We start from the raw sequence: 17,799 nt of genomic DNA, 5'->3' as shown, positions 1-17,799 counted from the left end.
GGCCCAATGCTCCACCAAGCTCTCGATACGCTCCAGAAGCAGATCGCGCTCCGCCCCCGCTACGACAACTTTATCGGCGGCCAGTGGGTGGCGCCGGTGGACGGCCAATACTTCACGAATCTGACCCCGATTACCGGCAAGGTGCTGTGCGAGGTCGCGCGTTCCCAGGCGGTCGACGTGGAGAAGGCGCTGGATGCCGCGCACAAGGCGAAGGACGCCTGGGGCCGGACCTCGCCGACCGAACGCTCGAACCTGCTGCTGAAGGTCGCGGACCGGATGGAGGAGCGGCTCGAGGTGCTGGCGCTGGCCGAGACGCTGGACAACGGCAAGCCGATCCGAGAGACCCGCGCCGCCGACGTGCCCCTCGCCATCGACCATTTCCGCTACTTCGCCGCCTGCATCCGCGCGCAGGAAGGGTCGATCGGCGAGATCGACCACACCACCTACGCCTATCATTTCCATGAGCCGCTGGGCGTCGTCGGCCAGATCATTCCCTGGAACTTCCCGCTGCTGATGGCGGCCTGGAAGATCGCCCCGGCGCTGGCCGCCGGCAACTGCATCGTGCTGAAGCCGGCCGAACAGACCCCGATGGGCATCCTGGTGCTGATGGACATCATCGGCGACCTGCTGCCCGCCGGTGTGCTGAACGTCGTCAACGGCTTCGGCATCGAGGCAGGCAAGCCGCTCGCCACCTCCAAGCGGATCGCCAAGGTCGCCTTCACCGGCGAGACCTCGACCGGCCGCCTGATCATGCAGTACGCGTCGGAGAACATCATCCCGGTCACGCTGGAGCTGGGCGGCAAGTCGCCGAACATCTTCTTCGCCGACGTGATGGCCGAGGACGACGACTTCTTCGACAAGGCGCTGGAGGGCTTCTCGATGTTCGCCCTGAACCAGGGCGAAGTCTGCACCTGCCCGAGCCGCGTCCTGATCCAGAAGTCGATCTACGACCGCTTCATGGAGCGCGCCGTCGACCGCGTGTCGAAGGTGAAGCAGGGCCATCCGCTCGATCCGGCGACCATGATCGGCGCCCAGGCGTCGCAGGAGCAGCTCGAGAAGATCCTCTCCTACATCGACATCGGCAAGGCCGAAGGCGCCAAGGTGCTGATCGGCGGCGAGCGCGCCCATCTGGGCGGCGAGCTGGAGGGCGGCTACTACGTCACGCCGACCATCCTCGAAGGCCACAACAAGATGCGCGTCTTCCAGGAGGAGATCTTCGGCCCGGTCGTCTCGGTCACCACCTTCGAGACCGAGGAAGAGGCGCTGCAGCTCGCCAACGACACCTCCTTCGGCCTCGGCGCCGGCGTGTGGACCCGCGACGGCAGCCGCTACTTCCGGATGGGCCGGGGCATCCAGGCCGGCCGCGTGTGGACCAACTGCTACCACCTGTATCCGGCGCATGCCGCCTTCGGTGGCTACAAGCAGTCGGGCATCGGCCGCGAGACGCACAAGATGATGCTGGACCACTATCAGCAGACCAAGTGCCTGCTGGTCAGCTACAGCCCGAAAGCGCTCGGCTTCTTCTGAGCGTGCTCCTCCCTATCGGGCGAACCTGGGCCGGGGGTGCGTTCCCCGGCCCTTTTCTTTCTTCCTTCTCGAACCGCGGGAGCGGGCTTGAGGAGAGGCATGACGGAGGACCGACAATGCCCACTGGCCGTGTCGCCGCCACCCCCGAGGCGATGGCCCTGCTGGACCGCCTGTATGTCCGGCACGGCCCCCTGATGCTCCACCTGTCCGGCGGCTGCTGCGACGGTTCGGCACCGCTGTGCCTGCCGCGGGGTGAGTTCCGGATGGGCGGGCGGGACCTGTGCATCGGCCATGTCGGAGGAACGCCCTTCTGCATGGCGGACGACACCTTCGACTGGTGGCGCAACAGCCAGGTCATTCTGGACGTTATCCAGGCGCGCGGCGGCGGTTTCTCCCTGGAAGCGCCGGACGGCGTGCGGTTCACTGCCAAGGCCAGGCTCTTCGCCGACGAGGAACTGCCCGGCCTGCCGGACCCGGTCCCGGCGGAAACAGTCTGAGGAGTCCGTACCGACGATGCCCGCCATCACCGGCCCGCGAATTGGGCTTGCCCGCCGACATCCCTGGAGTACCCTTGCCGTATCGCATCCGCGGACGGAGGGAGACGCCATGTCCGCAACAATCCCGGCGAAAGACCGGGGGCAGGCGGGGGAGACGTTCGAGACGGCGGAGAGCGGGGCCTCGGGTGACGGCCTTCCGCGCGCGGTTTCGCATGCGGAACAGCCGGACGCTGCCGCGCGGGAGCTGCGGGAAAGGCTCGGCGACACCGCCCTGGAGCTGGTCGTCGTCTTCTGCGCACCGAGTTATGATCGGATCGCTCTGGCCGCCGCGCTGGCGGACCGCTTCGGCACCGTCCCGATCATCGGCTGCACCACGGCGGGCGAGATCGGTCCCGGCGGCTACACCACCGGTGCGGTGGTCGCCGTCGGCTTCCCGGCCGAGGATTTTTCCATCGTCACCGCACTGGTCGACCATGTCGACCGTTTCGAGATCGCCGACAGCACCGAGATCGCCCAGACCCTGCTGTCGGCCCGCGACCGTGCGATGACGGCGCGGCCGGTGCCGCTCGGCGAGACGGCCCGCAGCTTCGCCATGCTGCTGATCGACGGGCTGGCGATGAGCGAGGAAACGGTGGTCAGCGCCCTGCACAATGCGCTGATCGACATCCCTCTGTTCGGGGCCTCGGCCGGGGACGACCTTCATTTCGAACGCACCTTCGTCCTGCATGACGGCGCGTTCCATCCCAATGCCGCCGTGGTGGCGCTGTTCACCACGACCCGCCCCTTCACCGTCTTCCGGACCCAGCATTTCGTCAGCTCGGACCGCAAGATGGTCGTCACCGGGGCGGATCCGCAGCATCGCATCGTCACCGAGATCAACGCCGAGCCGGCCGGACGCGAATATGCCCGGCTGGTCGGGCTGGAAGGCGAGCCGCTGACCCCGATGATCTTCGCCGCTCATCCGGTCGTCGTGCGGGTGGGAGGGCAGTATCATGTCCGTTCGATCCAGAAGGTGAACGACGACGAGAGCCTCACCTTCTTCTGCGCCATCGACGAGGGCATCGTGCTGACTGTGGCCGAAGGGGTGGATCCGGTCGCCAATTTCGACGGGCTGATCAACAGCATCGAGGCGGAGGTCGGCGCCCCCGACCTGATCCTGGGCTGCGACTGCATCCTGCGCCGCCTCGAAATGGAACAGCGGCAATTGAATGCGGTGATGTCGGAACGGCTGGCCCGCCATCGGGTTGTCGGATTCTGCGCATACGGCGAGCAGGTCAACGGCATGCATGTCAACCAGACCTTCACGGGCGTCGCCATCGGAGGGCGCTGAAAGCCATGTCCGGCATTCCCCCCCACCATCATCCCACCCGCAGCCCGCCGCCCCGGACCCCGGTCACGGCAAGCCCCGCCGACCGTATCGCCGAGCTCGAGAGGGAGAACGCCAAGCTCCAGCGCATCAACAAGGTGCTGATGGACCGCGTCGAGCGGTCGATGGACTTCCAGGGCGGTGCCTTCTCGCTGTTCCAGACGGCCATCGTGCTGGAGCAGAAGATCCGGGAGCGCACCCTGGAGCTGGAGCGCGCGCTGCACAAGCTGGAGGACAGCAACCGCGACCACGCCCGCGCCAAGGAGCTGGCGGAAACGATGCGAACCCGCCTGTTCGAGGCGATCGAGTCGGTGAACGAGGGATTCGCCCTGTTCGACTCCGCCGACCGGCTGGTGCTGTGCAACCGCAAATACCTGTCCTATTGGCCGGCGGTGGCGGGCCGCATCCAGGCCGGCATCCGCTTCAACGACCTGGTCGCCATGGTCGCAGCGGCCGGTGCCGTCAGCGAGCCGCCGCCGGACGTCTGGCTGCGCGAGCGGATGGAACACCGACACGACCTGAAGGGCGTCTTCCTCAACCGGCTTGCCGACGGCCGCTGGATCCAGGTGAACGAGCGGCGCACCCGCGACGGCGGCATCGTCGGGGTCTATACCGACATCACCGTGATCAAGCGGGAGGAGGAGCGGCGGCGCGAGTCCGAGCAGGCGGAGAAATCCGCCCTGATGCTGCTGAACGACCAGTTGCAGCAGGCCAAGGCCGAGGCCGACCGCGCCAACCTGTCCAAGACCCGCTTCATCGCCGCCGCCAGCCACGACCTGCTGCAGCCGTTGAACGCCGCCCGCCTGTTCGTCTCGGCGCTCGCCGACCTGGAGCAGCCCGACGCCAATGCCGAGCTGGTGGAGAACATCGACGTCGCCCTGGCGTCGGTCGAGGATCTGCTGTCGGCGCTGCTGGACATCTCCAAGCTGGATGCGGGGGCGGTGACGCCCGAAGTGACCGATTTCCCGCTGCGCGGCATCCTGGCGCCGCTCGCCACCGAGTATGCCGCCGTGGCGGCGGAGCGCGGCATCGACCTGAAGGTGGTGGGGTCGGGGGCGGTGGTCCGCAGCGACATGCGGCTGCTGCGCCGGATCGTGCAGAACTTCCTCTCCAATGCGCTGCGCTACGTCCAGGGCGGCCGGGTGGTCGTCGGCTGCCGCCGGGTCGGCGACGGCATCCGCATCGAGGTGTGGGACAACGGCCCCGGCATCCCGCGCGACAAGATCGCCGAGATCTTCCAGGAATTCCGCCGGCTCGACACCCCGGTCACCAAGGGTCGGGACCGCGGCATGGGGCTTGGCCTCGCCATCGTCGACCGCGTCGCCCGCATGCTTGACCATCCGATCACCGTGCGGTCGGAGCCGGGGCGGGGGTCGGTCTTCGCCGTCACCGTGCCGCGCGGCACCGAGCGCCGCGCCGCACGTCCGGCCAGCGTCGCTTCCCGGCCGATGGCCAACCGGCTGGCCGGCACCTCGGTGCTGGTGCTGGACAACGAGCCGGCCGTGGTGGCGGGAATGGAGGCGTTGCTGCGCGGCTGGGCCTGCGACGTGGTGTCGGCCACCAGCGGCGACCAGGCGCTTGCCCTCCTCTCCGGCATGCCGCAGCCGCCGGACCTGCTGATCGCCGACTACCATCTCGACGACGGCGCGCTGGGCGTCAACGAGGTGGCGCGGCTGCGCGCCGCCTGCGGCCGCATCCTTCCCGCCGTGATCGTCACCGCCAACCGCACCCCGGAACTGGCCGACGAGGCGAAGGCCGCGGGCTGCCTGGTGCTGAACAAGCCGGTGAAGCCGGCGCAGCTCCGTGCGGTGATGTCGGGACTGGTGGGGTAAGACGATGGCGGCGACGATTTACCGGTAACGCCTGGACCGCCGCCCTGTTGTCGGCTCCATGACCGACCCCGCGGCACTGCGCGACAAGGCGCTCGAAATCCACCGGCTGCTGTGCACCGTCCACGGCTGCCCGGTCGCCTATTTCCACAGCCTCGACCCGCTGAGCGAGCTGGTGTCGTCGCTGCTGTCGCACCGCACCCGCAACGCCGCCTCCGGTGCCGCCTTCAAGGCGCTGCGGCGGCGCTGGCCGGACTGGGAAGCGGTGCGCGACGCCCCGGTGGCTGAGGTGGAGGAAACCATCGCCGGCGTCACCTGGCCGGAGCAGAAGGCCCCGCGCATCCAGGCGGTGCTGCGCCGGATCACCGAGCGGGTCGGCACCCTGTCGCTCGACCTGCTGACCGGCATGCCTGTGCCGGAGGCGCGTGCCTGGCTGGAGGAGCTTCCGGGGGTGGGGCCGAAGACCAGCGCGGCGGTGCTGAGCTTCTCCACCCTGCGGCAGGCGGCATTGCCGGTCGACAGCCATCATCACCGGGTGGCCGTGCGCACCGGGCTGATCCCCGCCAGCCTTGCCGTCGGGCCTTCGCATGCCGTGCTGGCGGCGCAACTTCCCGCCGACTGGGACGCCCAGCAGCTCTACGACAACCACGAGGTCATGATGCTGCATGGCCAGCGCTGCTGCTACCACCACGCACCGGCCTGCGACCGGTGCGTCCTGCTGCGCCTGTGTCCCACCGGGCAGGTCCTGCGGCCGCCCGAAGCGGAGCGGGAAAGCGCGTGAAGCGGGGAAATCCGGATACGGCACCGACAGTTTTGTGCATTGCAACACACAGCCATTCCCAGATTGCACGGCCACTCACCATCACCTGGGCCATATAAGAATGCACGGGCGACGAAAACGCCGCCACGGTTTGTAAAAGACGAGGCCCGAGGTGATACACAAGATTTTGGACGCGATCGATAACATCGTCGCGGAGAAACGCAACAGCGGACAGCTTGAGGAATGGCTCAAAAGCGGTTCTGCTCGTCGTTTCTGCGAGAAGATCTCGTCCGGTCGAAAGCACTATTTTCCGGCTCTTCTTCTATACTTGGAAAGGGCCGGTGGTCAGCACGGGTGATGCGGGATAGCTGACACGAGTGGGCCGCGGCACTCCGCGGCCCACCTGCTTTCAACCACCCGGCGCCGGCCCCCTATCCGGCGATACCGTCACCGGCCATCATGCTGCCGGTCTGCTGGTAGCGGACATGCCAGGCGAACGCCTCCTCCAGCAGGTGCGGCGTGTGGCCCCCGCGCTGGAGGGCCCGGCGGTGATAGTCGGCCGCCAGCTCGCGATAGGCGGGATGGACGCAGTTGCGGATGATCGTCTCCGCCCGCTCCCGCGGCGCCAGCCCGCGCAGATCCGCCAGACCGGTTTCCGTCACCAGCACGTCGACGTCATGCTCGTTGTGGTCGACGTGGCTGACCATCGGCACGATGCTGGAGATCGCCCCGCCCTTGGCCAGGGACTTCGTGACGAAGATGGCGAGATGGCCATTGCGCGCGAAATCGCCGGACCCGCCGATGCCGTTCATCATCTGCGTGCCGTTGACGTGGGTGGAGTTGACGTTGCCGTAGATGTCGCACTCCAGCGCGGTGTTGATGCCGATGACGCCCAGCCGGCGGATGACCTCGGGATGGTTGGAGATCTCCTGCGGGCGCAGCAGCAGCCGTCCCTTGTAGCTGCCGATCTTCGGCAGGACCTCGGCATATTTTCCGGCGCTGAGTGTGATCGAGGACCCCGAGGCGAACGTCAGCCTGCCGGCGTCGAACAGCTCGAAGGTGCTGTCCTGCAGCACCTCGCTGTACATGGTCAGGTCGTGGAACGGCCCGTCGGCCAGCCCATGCAGCACGGCGTTGGCGATGGTGCCGATCCCGGCCTGCAGCGGCGCCAGCGAGCGGCCGAGGCGCCCCTGACGGACCTCGCGGTCGAGGAATTCGATCAGGTGCCCGGCGATCGCCTTGGTCTCGTCGTCCGGCGGCAGGATGCTGGCCGAACTGTCCTGCTTGCGGGTCACCACGATGGCCGCGATCTTCGACGGGTCGATCGGGATGTAGGGCAGCCCGGCCCGGCTTTCCGCCGTGACCACCGGGATCGGCTCGCGAAAGGGCCGCCGGGTCGGGATATAGACGTCGTGCATCCCCTCCAGTTCGAGCGGCTGGGTCAGGTTCAGCTCGATGATGATCTTCTCGGCCAGAATGGCGAAGGTCGCGGAGTTGCCGATCGAGGTGGTCGGCACGATGCCGCCGGTTTCGGTGATGGCGCAGGCCTCGATCACCGCGACATCGACCGGTCCCATCTGGCGCGACCGCAGCAGTTCCACCGTTTCGGACAGGTGCTGGTCGACGAACATGACCTCGCCGCGGTTGATCGCCTTGCGCAGGACCGGGTCGGCCTGGAAGGGCAGGCGGCGCGACAGCACCCCGGCTTCCGTCAGGATCTTGTCCACGTCGTTGCCCAGCGAGGCGCCGGTCATCAGCGTGATCTTCAGGTTTTCGGAGGCGGCGCGCTCGGCCAGGGCCAGCGGCACGGCCTTGGCATCGCCGGCGCGGGTGAAGCCGCTCATGCCGACGGTCATGCCATCCCTGATCAGGAGGGCCGCTTCTTCCGGCGGCACCACCTTACCCCACAGCGACTTCAATCGAATGCGGTCTCGGTACATCGGGCGTTCCTTGCTTGTGCTTCCAGGCGCTTATTGTTGCGAATGCCTGACTGTCCGCACCTTGAGCAGTCATTTTCATGCATTCGCAAACAGTCATAAAGAGACGCTTTGGATAGCGGCAATTGCACGTCCGGAATGTCAGGGCGTCACAATGTGAATGGATGTGCGAATATCGGCGGCTTGGTGCGAAACACGCCAGGGATATTTCGCGAGGCGTGAGGGCGGAATAGAATTCCACTCCGGTTTCGACACGACTACGGTCGGCCCTGCCGCACTCCCAAGCAGGACTTTGGTCAATATTGCGGTATGTCGGATAAGGCGAGGATCCGGAAGTCCGGGTCATCGGCGACGTAATCGGAGGGCGCGGTCGAGCGGCATGGTGGGGGCGCCGAAGGAACCCGATGCCCCCAGCAGTTGCCGTTCCACCAGAGCAGCTTGACCTTGTGGCCGTCACCGCTGGCGCGGGACCGGCAGCCTCGCTAATTTCCACCGCGTGCTCAATCGGAACCGCTGGTCGGGTCGCGCTGTCGCCCAGCGTCTGTTCACGCTCCCGATCGCCACCTTCATGCTGCAGGGCCCGGTGGCCATCCCAGTGGCAATCCCGGTGGCCACCCCGGTGGCCATCGGCATCGACGAGACCATCGAGCGGGGATCGCAAGATCAAGGCCAATGCGCCAAGTCCAGCTCGGAGCCGTCTTCACGATACAGTGCCAATGAAGGAGCGCAGATCGGCCAACATCATCTCCGGCTGCTCCCAGGCGGCGAAGTGGCCGCCCGACGCCATGTCGCTCCAGTGCACGATGTCGTAGGTCTTCTCGGCGAAGCTGCGCGGCGTCGGCAGGAACACGGGGTCGGGAAACGCCGCGATGCCCATCGGAGCCCGGATGCGCGTTCCGGCGGGAAATCGATCCGATCCTTCCAGACGCTTGCCGTGGTAGATCCACGTTGCGGTCACCACCGCCGATGGCGCGACATAGAGCATGATGTTGGTGAGCAGTTCCTCTTCGGAGAATTTGTTCCAGATGTCCGGGCTGCCATCTGCGGTCGACGGAAGATCGGCCCATTTGCCGAATTTTTCGAGGATCCAGCCAGCCGCGCCCACCGGACTGTCGGCCATCGCAACCCCCAGCGTCTGCGGGCGCGTTTCCTGCTGGTGGTTGTAGCCGGTTTCCCAGTCGAGAATGGCCGCACGGCGGGATAGCAGATCCTTTTCCTCCGGGGTGGTGGGAACGGCATCCGCGGCGTAAATGCTCACCATGTTGATGTGGAAGCCGAGCAGCGCGTCGGGATTCGTGAAAGCCATCCAGCTTGCGATGTGCGCACCCCAGTCGCCACCCTGGACGACATAGCGTGTCCGGCCGAACAGCCGAACCATGAGCCCGTGCATCAGTTCGGCCGCCCGGCGCGGGCCGATGATGCCGGGGATCGGATTGGAGAAAGCGAAGCCCGGCAGCGAGGGAACGACAACGTCATGCCCGTCGGTAGCCAGCGGTTCCAGCAGCCGCTCAAACTCAAGAAAGGAGCCTGGCCAGCCGTGAAGGAGAAGAACCGGCGGCCTGGACCCGTTCCCCTTCACCTCCTTTCCCTTCACATGGACGAAATGAAGCGGCACGCCGTCGATGTCGGTCAGGAAATGGGGGAGTTGATTGAGCCGTCGTTCGGCCGCCCGCCAGTCGTAACTGTTTTGCCAATAGGCAACGAGCCTCTTGAGGTCGCCGATCCCGACGCCTGACCTCCACCCACCGGTGTCCGGAAGCTGGCTCCAGTCATAGGCATCAACTTTCGCCATGATCGTCGCGAGCCGTTCGTCCGGGATGGCGATCGTATAAGGCGAAACCATGTCCTTCTCCTCGTTGTACCGCCCTTCGTGACAGCCGGCGCTGGGGGCATTCCGGATGCCTGCCTCATGCCGGTCATCTCACTAGACCGTCATGCGTGACCGTAGTTCCACGCCCCGGAAGCGCCGAACGCCGCCGTGAAGGCCTTTCGCCTGCTTCCTGCCAGCCACCGGACGGACAGCAGGCTGGGAGTGATCTCCCGCAGGGCCGCGAGATCCGCATTACCCGAGAGCCGCGCCGCCACAAGACCCCGAAGGCCCGGTACCGTGTGGAGAACGGGGCGGACGGGCCGCCTCGATCAGCCGGCAACCCGCTTCACCAACCGCCCTTCTCGCTTGGTCCATCTGGCGGAGACGACATCGACAAAGGGCGCGAAAAGCTTATTGGAAAGGACGGGCTCAAGCCGATAAGGACCGATTGTGGTGCTAGGCGGTCATCGGCAGGACGTCATTGTGGGCGAAGGCCGTCATCACCAGCGCTTCGGCGGCGTCGGCGGACAGCGGTCGCGAGATCAGATAACCCTGAAGGCAGTCGCAGCCGGCCTCGGCCAGCCATCGGCGCTGTTCATCGGTCTCCACCCCTTCGGCGACGGTCGTCAGGAGTAGCCGCTGGGCGAGCGCGATGACGGTGGAGGCGATGTCGGGCGCATGCGGCAGATCGTTGACGAAGCTGCGGTCGATCTTCAGCACGTCCACCGGCAACCGGCGCAGATAGGCCAGCGAGGAGTAGCCGGTCCCGAAATCGTCGATGGCGATGCGGACGCCGCGGTCACGCAGCCGGCTCAGCGCCGGCAGGTGATGCTCGACATCCTTCATGATGACGGTTTCGGTGATCTCCAGCTCCAGCAGGTCCGGCGGCGTCGCATGGCGCCGCAGAACCTGCTCGACCAGATCGGCGAAGCCGGGATCGGCAAGCTGACGGGCGGACACGTTGACCGCCACCCTCACCGGGCCGTGGTCCAGCGACCAGCGCGTGGCCGTGCGGCATGCCTCATCCAGCACCCAGCGGCCGATCTCCACGATCATTCCGGTGTCCTCCGCGACCGGAATGAAGTCGGCGGGGGAAACCGGCACCCCGTCGTGCCGCCAGCGGATCAGCGCCTCGAATCCGGTCAGACGCCCGCCCGCCGCCTGGATCTTCGGCTGGTAGACCAGTTCGAAGGACCTGGAGGCGAGGGCATCGCGAAGGCCGCCTTCCAGCCGCAGCCGGGCCTGGGCGCGTTCGGTCATGTCGCGGCTGTAGAAGACGAAGCGGTTGCCCCCTGCCGCCTTGGCCGCCTGCATCGCGGCGTCGGCCATCCGCATCAGCCCGATGCCGTCAGCGGGCTTCTCACCGGGTTGGCCGGCCGGATGCATGGCGATGCCGACGCTGGCGGCGATATGGATGCGGTGTTCGGCGACATCGGCGGGGCGGGACACCACCTCCAGCAGGCGCCGGGCCACCATGGCCGCCTCGGCGGCGTCGGCGACCCGCTCCAGCACCACCAGGAACTCGTCACCGCCGAGCCGGCCGACCGTGTCGGACCGGCGCACGCTCGCGCCCAGGCGCTCTGCCACAACGCAGAGCAGCAGGTCACCGACCCCATGCCCGAGGCTGTCGTTGATGCGCTTGAACCGGTCGAGGTCGACATAGAGGACGGCCAGGCGGCCGGCGCCGGGATCCTTGGACCGCTCCGCCAAATCGATCGCGTGTTCGAGCCGGTCGAGCAGCAGCGCGCGGTTGGCAAGCCCGGTCAGGGGGCAACGGGTCGCCGCCCGGCGCAGTTCATTATGCTCGCGCTCAAGCCGGGTCAGCGTCTGGTTGAAACGCGCGATGACGAAGCCCAGCTCGTCGTCGGCATGCCCGGCCGGAACCGTCAGCGGCTGGCCATAGGGCTTGTCAGGATCGATGCGAGCCACGGCATGGCCGATCTGTAGCAGCGGGCGGGTCAGCAGCCGGTGGAAGACCACCGTCATCGCCAGTCCGATCAGCAGGTTGCGCAGGGCGCCGGCGACCAGGGCGCCCGCGGCATCGGACAGGAGTCCGGCAGCCGCCCGGCCGGTGTCGGCGCTCACGACCAGCCGGCCAACGACCAGCCGCCCCACGGCCGGGCTCGTTGCTGCCGTGTGCTCGTCCGAGGAGGCTGCGTCTCCGCCAGGCCCGGCCGGGGCATACAGGTCATGGGCTGTGACCGGGTCACCGGGAAACAGCAGCGGCGCGGCCAAACGGACCAGCGGCGCGGCCGGCATGGCGGTGGCGGCGCTGCGGGCCAGCAGGCGGCCGTCGCCCAGCCTGATTTCCGCCCAGGCGGCGCCGGCAGGAGGCATCCCGGCAAGCACCTGCTCCGCCAGCGGACCATCGACCAGCCAAGCTGCCGTTGCCGCCGGTCCGCCGGCCAACGCCACGGCATCCTCCGCCCGCGCCAGCACCGTCGTCCGTTCGCGCGCGATGATCCAGGCGATTTCCGTCCCGGTCAGAAGGAGGCCGATCATGGATGCCGCGAGCACCGCGTGGAGCGCCTGCTTCAGCGTCAAGCTGCGCAGGACAGGGATCGCCATCGCACCGTACCTCGGCCCTTTGTTTCGCATGGCCATACGGTCCCTTTGGAACTCTGTCCGAAAGGGGTACGGCGACACGCCCATAGTAGGGAGGGGCATGACTCCGGCGCGGCGCTTTCGTGAAATTTTTGTAACCGAACGGCAGGCACTATTGCTGACAACGCATATTGCTGCATAGGGCCATGTATGAAGCGCATGGCTACCATTCAGCATTGGTAATACCACTTGGTGTGCGGCGCAGCATATCCTGCCCTTGCCCATTCTCGGGGCGTTTCCTCCCTAAACTGCAAAGGCCGCGCAATGCGCGGCCTTTTTTTCTGCCTGCCTCTGGCTGGGAACCCGCTCAAACGGCCCGGGTCAGGCCGCCGTCGACGCGGATGTTCTGGCCGGTGATGTAGCCGCCGCCGGGCGAGGCGAGGAACGCCACGGTGGCCGCGATCTCCTCGGCGGTGCCATAGCGCTGCATCGGGACCGCAAGGCGGCGCTCTTCGGCCTGCGGCAGGCTGTCGATCCAGCCCGGCAGCACGTTGTTCATGCGCACGTTGTGGCGGGCGTAGTCATCGGCGAAGATCTTGGTGTAGGCAGCGAGCCCGGCCCGCGCGACGGCCGAAGTCGGGAACATGGCGCTCGGTTCGAAGGCCCAGGCGGTGGAGATGTTGATGATCGCCCCCGCCTTCTGGCGCACCATGACCGGCGCCACCAACCGCGTCGCGCGGGCGACGTTCAGGAAGTAGACCTCCATCCCGCGGTGCCAGTCCTCGTCGGTCAACTCCAGCAACGGCGCCCGCGGACCATGTCCGGCGCTGTTGACCAGGACGTCGATCCGGCCCCACTCGGCCATCGTCCGGTCGACCAGCCGGGCCAGGTCGGCGCCCGACTGGTTCGATCCGGTCACGCCGATGCCGCCCAGCTCCCTGGCCAGGGCTTCGCCCTTGCCCGAAGAGGACAGAACCGCCACCTTGAAGCCGTCCTGGGCCAATCGGCGCACGACGGCGGCGCCCATGCCGCTGCCGCCTGCCGTGATCACCGCCACCTTGTCCATGGCCACGTCATCCGCTGACATCACGGTATCTCCCAAAGGAAGGATGCAGGAGGGGCCCGCCGGAACCGCCGCCGTCCGGCGGCGTCACACCCGGCGGGCGAGCGCCAGCAGGCCGCCAGCGCCGATCATCAGGCCGCCGGTCAGCCGGTTCAGCGACTTCGCGGCCGTCACCGTCGTCAGCTTGGCGGCCAAGCGGTCGCCGCCGGTGGCATAGGCCATGATCCAGCCGAACTCGATCACCACCATGGTGGCGACCAGCGCCGTCAATTGCGGCGCCAGCGAGGCGTGGGCGTCGATGAACTGCGGGAACAGGGCGCCCATGAAAACCAGGGCCTTGGGGTTGCTGAAGGCGACCAGCATGCCGCGCAGGAACAGGCGGCCGGGCGTGCCGCCGGTCGCCGGGGCCGCGGTGTCGCGCTCGCCGGCCGTCTCGACGGGAGACCTCCAGGCGGCAATGCCGAGCCAGGTCAGGTAGGCCACGCCGGCCCAGCGCACGACCTCGAAGGCAAGCACGGAGGTCGAGAGCAGGGCCCCCAGCCCGAAGGCCGACAGCGCCGCCATCACCGCCAGCGCCGCGCACATGCCGATGCCGCCCCAGGCGGCACGGCGTGCCCCGAAACGCAGCCCGAGGCTCATCGCCAGCAGCATGTTCGGCCCAGGCGTCATCGAGATCACGAAGGCTGTGGCGAAGAAGAAGGCGAGCGTCTGCCACGTCATGGTCGGAGCACCCCGGAAACTGTTGGAAGCACCAAAGGACCATGCGCCCATGACCTCCGCAAGCATCGCTCGACGAAGTGCAGCCATGCTCGTCCATAGGGTGGCCTATCCGGATGGACCAAAGCCGGATTGTTTGAACGCGAAAGGCTAGGGCGGGGCCATCACCATGGACAGGCGTGCACGCCGCACCAATCCTCAAGGACTTCTCCTCAAGGAATTCGCGATGCCTGCCCAATTCCACTGATGCCGAAAAGGGGGTGCGGAATGCGCGCGTGCCGTCTGCTGGCCTGGATTCTGACCGTTTCCCCCTTGACGGTGTCCCTCTTATCGGCGGCGCCGGCCGCCGCCGACACGCCGGTCGACCTCGAACTCGTGCTGGCGGTCGACGTCTCCGGCAGCGTCGACCCGGAGGAGGCCAAGCTCCAGCGCAACGGCTACGTCCAGGCGCTGATGAACTCCAAGGTGCAGGGCGCGATCCACGGCGGTCCTCTGGGCCGCATCGCCGCCACCTATGTGGAATGGGCGGGGGAGGGCTACCAGCATGTGATCGTCGCCTGGACCGAGCTGAGCGATGCCGCCAGCGTCGAGCAGTTCGCCGCGGCGGTGGCGGAGGCGCCGATGGTCACCGAGCAATGGACGTCGATCAGCTCGGCCATCGACTTCGCCGTTCCGCTGTTCGACGGCAACGGCTTCGAGGGGACGCGGCGGGTGATCGACGTCTCGGGCGACGGCGAGAACAACCGCGGCCGTCCGGTGGAGCAGGCGCGCGACGCGGCGGTCGCCCGCGGCATCACCATCAATGGATTGCCGATCCTGAACGACCGGCCCAATCCCTGGGGCGGGGCCGCGGCGAACGACTTGGCCGACTATTATCGCGACCATGTGATCGGCGGCCCCGGCGCCTTCCTGGTGCCGGCCCGCGACTTCGCGGCCTTCGCCGACGCGATCCTCAGCAAGCTGCTTCTGGAGGTGGCGGGCGGCGAGCCGTCCGGCGCCCCGGCCCCGGCTTATGCGGCGGCGAACGGCCTATCGGGCGGGGCGGTGGGCGGCATGGTGGGCGGCACGGCCGTCATGGGCCGCGCCGCCGCAGCCAGGTGATCAATTGACGGCCTTGTCGACGGCGCGCCCGGCCTTCTCAGCCGGACCCGGCGGATCGATGGCGTCCTTGATGTTCTGGCCGGCATTGTCGATGGACTTGCCGGCCCGTTCCGCCGGACCTTCCTGGTGGCAGGCAGCCACGGCGACCAGCGGCAGAACCAGGACGGCGGTGCGCAACAGCGTCAGCATGGGAAACTCTCCTTCTTGCATGGCACGCCGCGTTCCATGGGACCGGCGCGCTGCGGTGCGGAAGGAACGCCGGAAGGCCGGGGACGGTTCGGCCGCCTAGCCGATTGCCCCGCTTCCGCTATCTTTCGGGCGCGGCCGATCAAAGGGCCTATGCCACGGCCTCCTCCTTCGTCTCCTGCTGGCATTTTGTGTTCTACGGTCAACTGCCCATGGGCGCATCCGTGCCATCCTTCCCGCGGATCCAGAGCAGCGGGAGGCTGGCATGGCGGGATATCACCGCGATCTCGGCGATGGTTCGCGGCGCCACAGGCACCGCTTCGACGACCTGAGGGCGCTGATGGCCTGCGCGTCGCCAAGGCGGTCGGGGGACGAGCTGGCCGGGATCGCCGCCGACAGCGACGAGCGGCGGGTGGCGGCACGCATGGCGCTGGCCGACCTGCCGTTGAAGACGTTCCTGAACGAGGCGCTGGTCCCCTACGAGACCGACGAGGTGACGCGCCTGATCATCGACCGCCACGATGCCGAGGCCTTCCGGCCGGTGGCCCACATGACGGTCGGGCAGTTCCGCGACTGGCTGCTGTCCTACGAAGCCGACGGCGCGGCGCTGGCTGCCCTCGCCCCCGGCCTGACGCCGGAGATGGCGGCGGCGGTGTCCAAGCTGATGCGCAACCACGACCTGGTCTGCGCCGCCGCCAAATGCTCGGTCGTCACCCGCTTCCGCACCACCATCGGACTGCCCGGCCGACTGTCGAGCCGGCTGCAGCCCAACCATCCGACCGACGACCCGACCGGCATCGCCGCCTCGACGCTGGACGGCCTGCTCTACGGCATCGGCGACGCGGTGGTCGGCATCAACCCGGCGACCGACAACGTCCCGGCCTGCATAGCGCTGCTGGAGATGCTGGACGCGGTGCGCACCCGCTTCGACCTGCCCATCCAATCCTGCGTGCTGGCCCATGTCACCACCACGATCCAGGCGATCGAACGCGGCGCGCCCGTCGATCTGGTCTTCCAGTCGATCGCCGGGACCGAGAAGGCCAATGCCGGCTTCGGGGTCAGCCTGTCGCTGCTGGCCGAGGCGCAGGAGGCGGCCAAGGCGCTGAAGCGCGGCACCGTCGGCGACAACGTCATGTATTTCGAAACCGGGCAGGGATCGGCACTGTCGGCCGACGCCCATTTCGGCGTCGACCAGCAGACCGTGGAGGCGCGGGCCTATGCCGTCGCCCGTGCCTTCGACCCGCTGCTGGTCAACACGGTGGTCGGCTTCATCGGCCCCGAATACCTGTACGACGCCAAGCAGATCACCCGGGCCGGGCTGGAGGACCATTTCTGCGCCAAGCTGCTCGGCGTGCCGATGGGGTGCGACGTCTGCTACACCAACCATGCCGAGGCCGATCAGGATGACATGGATGTCCTGATGACGATGCTGGCGACGGCCGGCGTCAACTTCCTGATCGCAGTGCCCGGTGCCGACGACGTCATGCTGAACTACCAGAGCCTGTCGTACCACGACGTGCTCGGCCTCCGGCACCTGCTGAAGCGCCCGCCGGCGCCCGAGTTCGAGGCGTGGCTCGACAAGGCCGGCTGGCTCGACGGGCAGCGCCGCCTGCCGCCCTGGCCGGGAGGAAGCGACGTCGTCGCCGCGCTGCTGGCGAGTGCCGCGGCATGAGCGGCGAACGTAACGACCCCTGGGCACGTTTCCGCGGCGCCACCCGCGCCCGCATCGCGCTCGGCCGCAGCGGCGACGCCCTGCCGACGACGGCGCTGCTGGAATTCCAGCTTGCCCATGCCCGCGCCCGTGACGCCGTGCATGGCGCGGTCGACTTTGGGCGCCTCGCCGCCGACCTGGCGCCGCTGGAAACCGTCCGCGTCCGCAGCGCCGCGGCCGACCGCGCCACCTACCTGCGCCGCCCGGATCTCGGGCGCCGGCTGGACCCGGCAAGCGCAGCCTCCTTGCCCGCCGGGGACTGGGACCTGCTGTTCGTGATCGCCGACGGCCTGTCGGCGGCGGCTGTGCAGGCCAACGCCGCGCCGCTCGTCCAGGCCTGCCTGACGCGGCTCGGCGGCCTGCGCATCGGTCCGGTGGTACTGGCCGAGCAGGCGCGGGTGGCGCTCGGCGACGAGGCGGCCTCGCGCATGGGGGCGCGGCTGGTGGCCCTGCTGGTCGGCGAACGGCCCGGCCTGTCGGCCGCGGAATCGCTGGGCGTCTACCTGACCTGGGACCCGAAGCCCGGCCGCGCCGATTCCGAACGAAACTGCATCTCCAACATCCATTCCGACGGCCTGTCCATCGCGGCGGCCGCGGACAAGCTGTGCTGGCTCGCCACCGAGGCGGCGCGGCTGAAACTGACCGGGGTCGCCCTGAAGGAGGACGCCCCGTCGCTGTCCGGTCACGACAACCACAACAATCCGCGGATCGGACGGCCCTGAAGAGAGCACCATCGACACCAACGCCTTTG

At 67.9% G+C, this 17,799-nt stretch carries 14 protein-coding genes; 8 read left to right on the top strand and 6 right to left on the bottom strand.

The features are described 5' to 3' along the window. Nucleotides 1-6: 6 nt before the first annotated feature. The 5 genes from adh to J2850_RS00690 all read left to right on the top strand — a co-directional run bounded on the left by adh (nt 7) and on the right by J2850_RS00690 (nt 6,000). The gene (gene adh, locus J2850_RS00710; protein ID WP_209977751.1) at nt 7-1,527 is read left to right on the top strand and encodes an aldehyde dehydrogenase; all 1,521 of its coding nucleotides are present in this window, start codon (nt 7-9) and stop codon (nt 1,525-1,527) included. Between the two features lie 116 nt (nt 1,528-1,643). Further along, the gene (locus J2850_RS00705) at nt 1,644-2,024 is read left to right on the top strand and encodes a DUF779 domain-containing protein (RefSeq protein ID WP_209977749.1); all 381 of its coding nucleotides are present in this window, start codon (nt 1,644-1,646) and stop codon (nt 2,022-2,024) included. 16 nt (nt 2,025-2,040) lie between these two features. Further along, entirely contained in the window at nt 2,041-3,354 is a 1,314-nt protein-coding gene (nosP, locus tag J2850_RS00700; RefSeq protein ID WP_209977747.1) for a nitric oxide-sensing protein NosP, read from the top strand. 5 nt (nt 3,355-3,359) lie between these two features. Beyond that, nucleotides 3,360-5,222: a NahK/ErcS family hybrid sensor histidine kinase/response regulator gene (locus J2850_RS00695; RefSeq protein WP_246512658.1), complete on the top strand. Its 1,863-nt coding sequence runs from the start codon at nt 3,360-3,362 to the stop codon at nt 5,220-5,222. A 58-nt stretch (nt 5,223-5,280) separates the two neighbouring features. Beyond that, nucleotides 5,281-6,000, top strand: coding sequence for an endonuclease III domain-containing protein (locus J2850_RS00690; RefSeq protein WP_209977746.1), 720 nt, complete (start codon nt 5,281-5,283; stop codon nt 5,998-6,000). Between the two features lie 410 nt (nt 6,001-6,410). Here the strand turns inward: J2850_RS00690 and scpC are convergent, their stop codons facing one another. The 5 genes from scpC to J2850_RS00665 form a co-directional block, all read right to left on the bottom strand. Then, nucleotides 6,411-7,919, bottom strand: a complete 1,509-nt coding sequence (gene scpC / locus J2850_RS00685) for a succinyl-CoA:acetate CoA-transferase ScpC (RefSeq protein WP_209977744.1) — start codon at nt 7,917-7,919, stop codon at nt 6,411-6,413. Between the two features lie 697 nt (nt 7,920-8,616). Next, nucleotides 8,617-9,759 (bottom strand): epoxide hydrolase family protein, encoded by a 1,143-nt coding sequence (locus J2850_RS00680; protein ID WP_209977742.1) that lies wholly within the window; start codon nt 9,757-9,759, stop codon nt 8,617-8,619. A gap of 423 nt (nt 9,760-10,182) precedes the next feature. Then, complete coding sequence (locus J2850_RS00675; protein WP_209977740.1) at nt 10,183-12,294, bottom strand: putative bifunctional diguanylate cyclase/phosphodiesterase; 2,112 nt, start codon at nt 12,292-12,294, stop codon at nt 10,183-10,185. A 343-nt stretch (nt 12,295-12,637) separates the two neighbouring features. Next, the gene (locus J2850_RS00670; protein WP_211113723.1) at nt 12,638-13,357 is read right to left on the bottom strand and encodes an SDR family oxidoreductase; all 720 of its coding nucleotides are present in this window, start codon (nt 13,355-13,357) and stop codon (nt 12,638-12,640) included. Between the two features lie 63 nt (nt 13,358-13,420). Beyond that, nucleotides 13,421-14,053, bottom strand: coding sequence for a LysE family translocator (locus J2850_RS00665; RefSeq protein WP_209977738.1), 633 nt, complete (start codon nt 14,051-14,053; stop codon nt 13,421-13,423). 264 nt (nt 14,054-14,317) lie between these two features. Between J2850_RS00665 and J2850_RS00660 the strand changes: the two genes are divergently transcribed. Then, complete coding sequence (locus tag J2850_RS00660; protein ID WP_209977735.1) at nt 14,318-15,151, top strand: DUF1194 domain-containing protein; 834 nt, start codon at nt 14,318-14,320, stop codon at nt 15,149-15,151. On the opposite strand, the gene J2850_RS00655 is transcribed toward J2850_RS00660, so the two are convergent. After that, entirely contained in the window at nt 15,152-15,340 is a 189-nt protein-coding gene (locus tag J2850_RS00655) for a hypothetical protein (RefSeq protein ID WP_209977734.1), read from the bottom strand. It abuts the gene before it with no gap. Between the two features lie 262 nt (nt 15,341-15,602). Here J2850_RS00655 and J2850_RS00650 point away from each other — a divergent pair, with 262 nt between their 5' ends. Beyond that, entirely contained in the window at nt 15,603-17,009 is a 1,407-nt protein-coding gene (locus J2850_RS00650) for an ethanolamine ammonia-lyase subunit EutB (RefSeq protein ID WP_209977732.1), read from the top strand. Continuing rightward, a complete protein-coding gene (gene eutC, locus J2850_RS00645; protein WP_209977729.1) occupies nt 17,006-17,770 on the top strand; it encodes an ethanolamine ammonia-lyase subunit EutC in 765 nt (254 codons plus the stop codon). The genes J2850_RS00650 and eutC overlap by 4 nt, the downstream gene beginning before the upstream one ends. Nucleotides 17,771-17,799 lie beyond the last annotated feature (29 nt).

Source organism: Azospirillum picis, assembly GCF_017876115.1.
Classification (GTDB): domain Bacteria; phylum Pseudomonadota; class Alphaproteobacteria; order Azospirillales; family Azospirillaceae; genus Azospirillum; species Azospirillum picis.
The sequence above is the reverse complement of the archived record's forward strand: the minus strand, read 5'-3'. Positions and strand labels throughout refer to the sequence as shown.

Coding starts and splice junctions, on each gene's coding strand:
- J2850_RS00655 (WP_209977734.1), bottom strand. CDS start 15,340: ATGCTGACGCTGTTGCGCACCGCCGTCCTGGTTCTGCCGCTGGTCGCC.
- J2850_RS00680 (WP_209977742.1), bottom strand. CDS start 9,759: ATGGTTTCGCCTTATACGATCGCCATCCCGGACGAACGGCTCGCGACG.
- J2850_RS00705 (WP_209977749.1), top strand. CDS start 1,644: ATGCCCACTGGCCGTGTCGCCGCCACCCCCGAGGCGATGGCCCTGCTG.
- J2850_RS00690 (WP_209977746.1), top strand. CDS start 5,281: ATGACCGACCCCGCGGCACTGCGCGACAAGGCGCTCGAAATCCACCGG.
- J2850_RS00665 (WP_209977738.1), bottom strand. CDS start 14,053: ATGACGTGGCAGACGCTCGCCTTCTTCTTCGCCACAGCCTTCGTGATC.
- eutC (WP_209977729.1), top strand. CDS start 17,006: ATGAGCGGCGAACGTAACGACCCCTGGGCACGTTTCCGCGGCGCCACC.
- J2850_RS00695 (WP_246512658.1), top strand. CDS start 3,360: ATGTCCGGCATTCCCCCCCACCATCATCCCACCCGCAGCCCGCCGCCC.
- J2850_RS00650 (WP_209977732.1), top strand. CDS start 15,603: ATGGCGGGATATCACCGCGATCTCGGCGATGGTTCGCGGCGCCACAGG.
- scpC (WP_209977744.1), bottom strand. CDS start 7,919: ATGTACCGAGACCGCATTCGATTGAAGTCGCTGTGGGGTAAGGTGGTG.
- J2850_RS00675 (WP_209977740.1), bottom strand. CDS start 12,294: ATGGCGATCCCTGTCCTGCGCAGCTTGACGCTGAAGCAGGCGCTCCAC.
- adh (WP_209977751.1), top strand. CDS start 7: ATGCTCCACCAAGCTCTCGATACGCTCCAGAAGCAGATCGCGCTCCGC.
- J2850_RS00660 (WP_209977735.1), top strand. CDS start 14,318: ATGCGCGCGTGCCGTCTGCTGGCCTGGATTCTGACCGTTTCCCCCTTG.
- nosP (WP_209977747.1), top strand. CDS start 2,041: ATGCCCGCCATCACCGGCCCGCGAATTGGGCTTGCCCGCCGACATCCC.
- J2850_RS00670 (WP_211113723.1), bottom strand. CDS start 13,357: ATGTCAGCGGATGACGTGGCCATGGACAAGGTGGCGGTGATCACGGCA.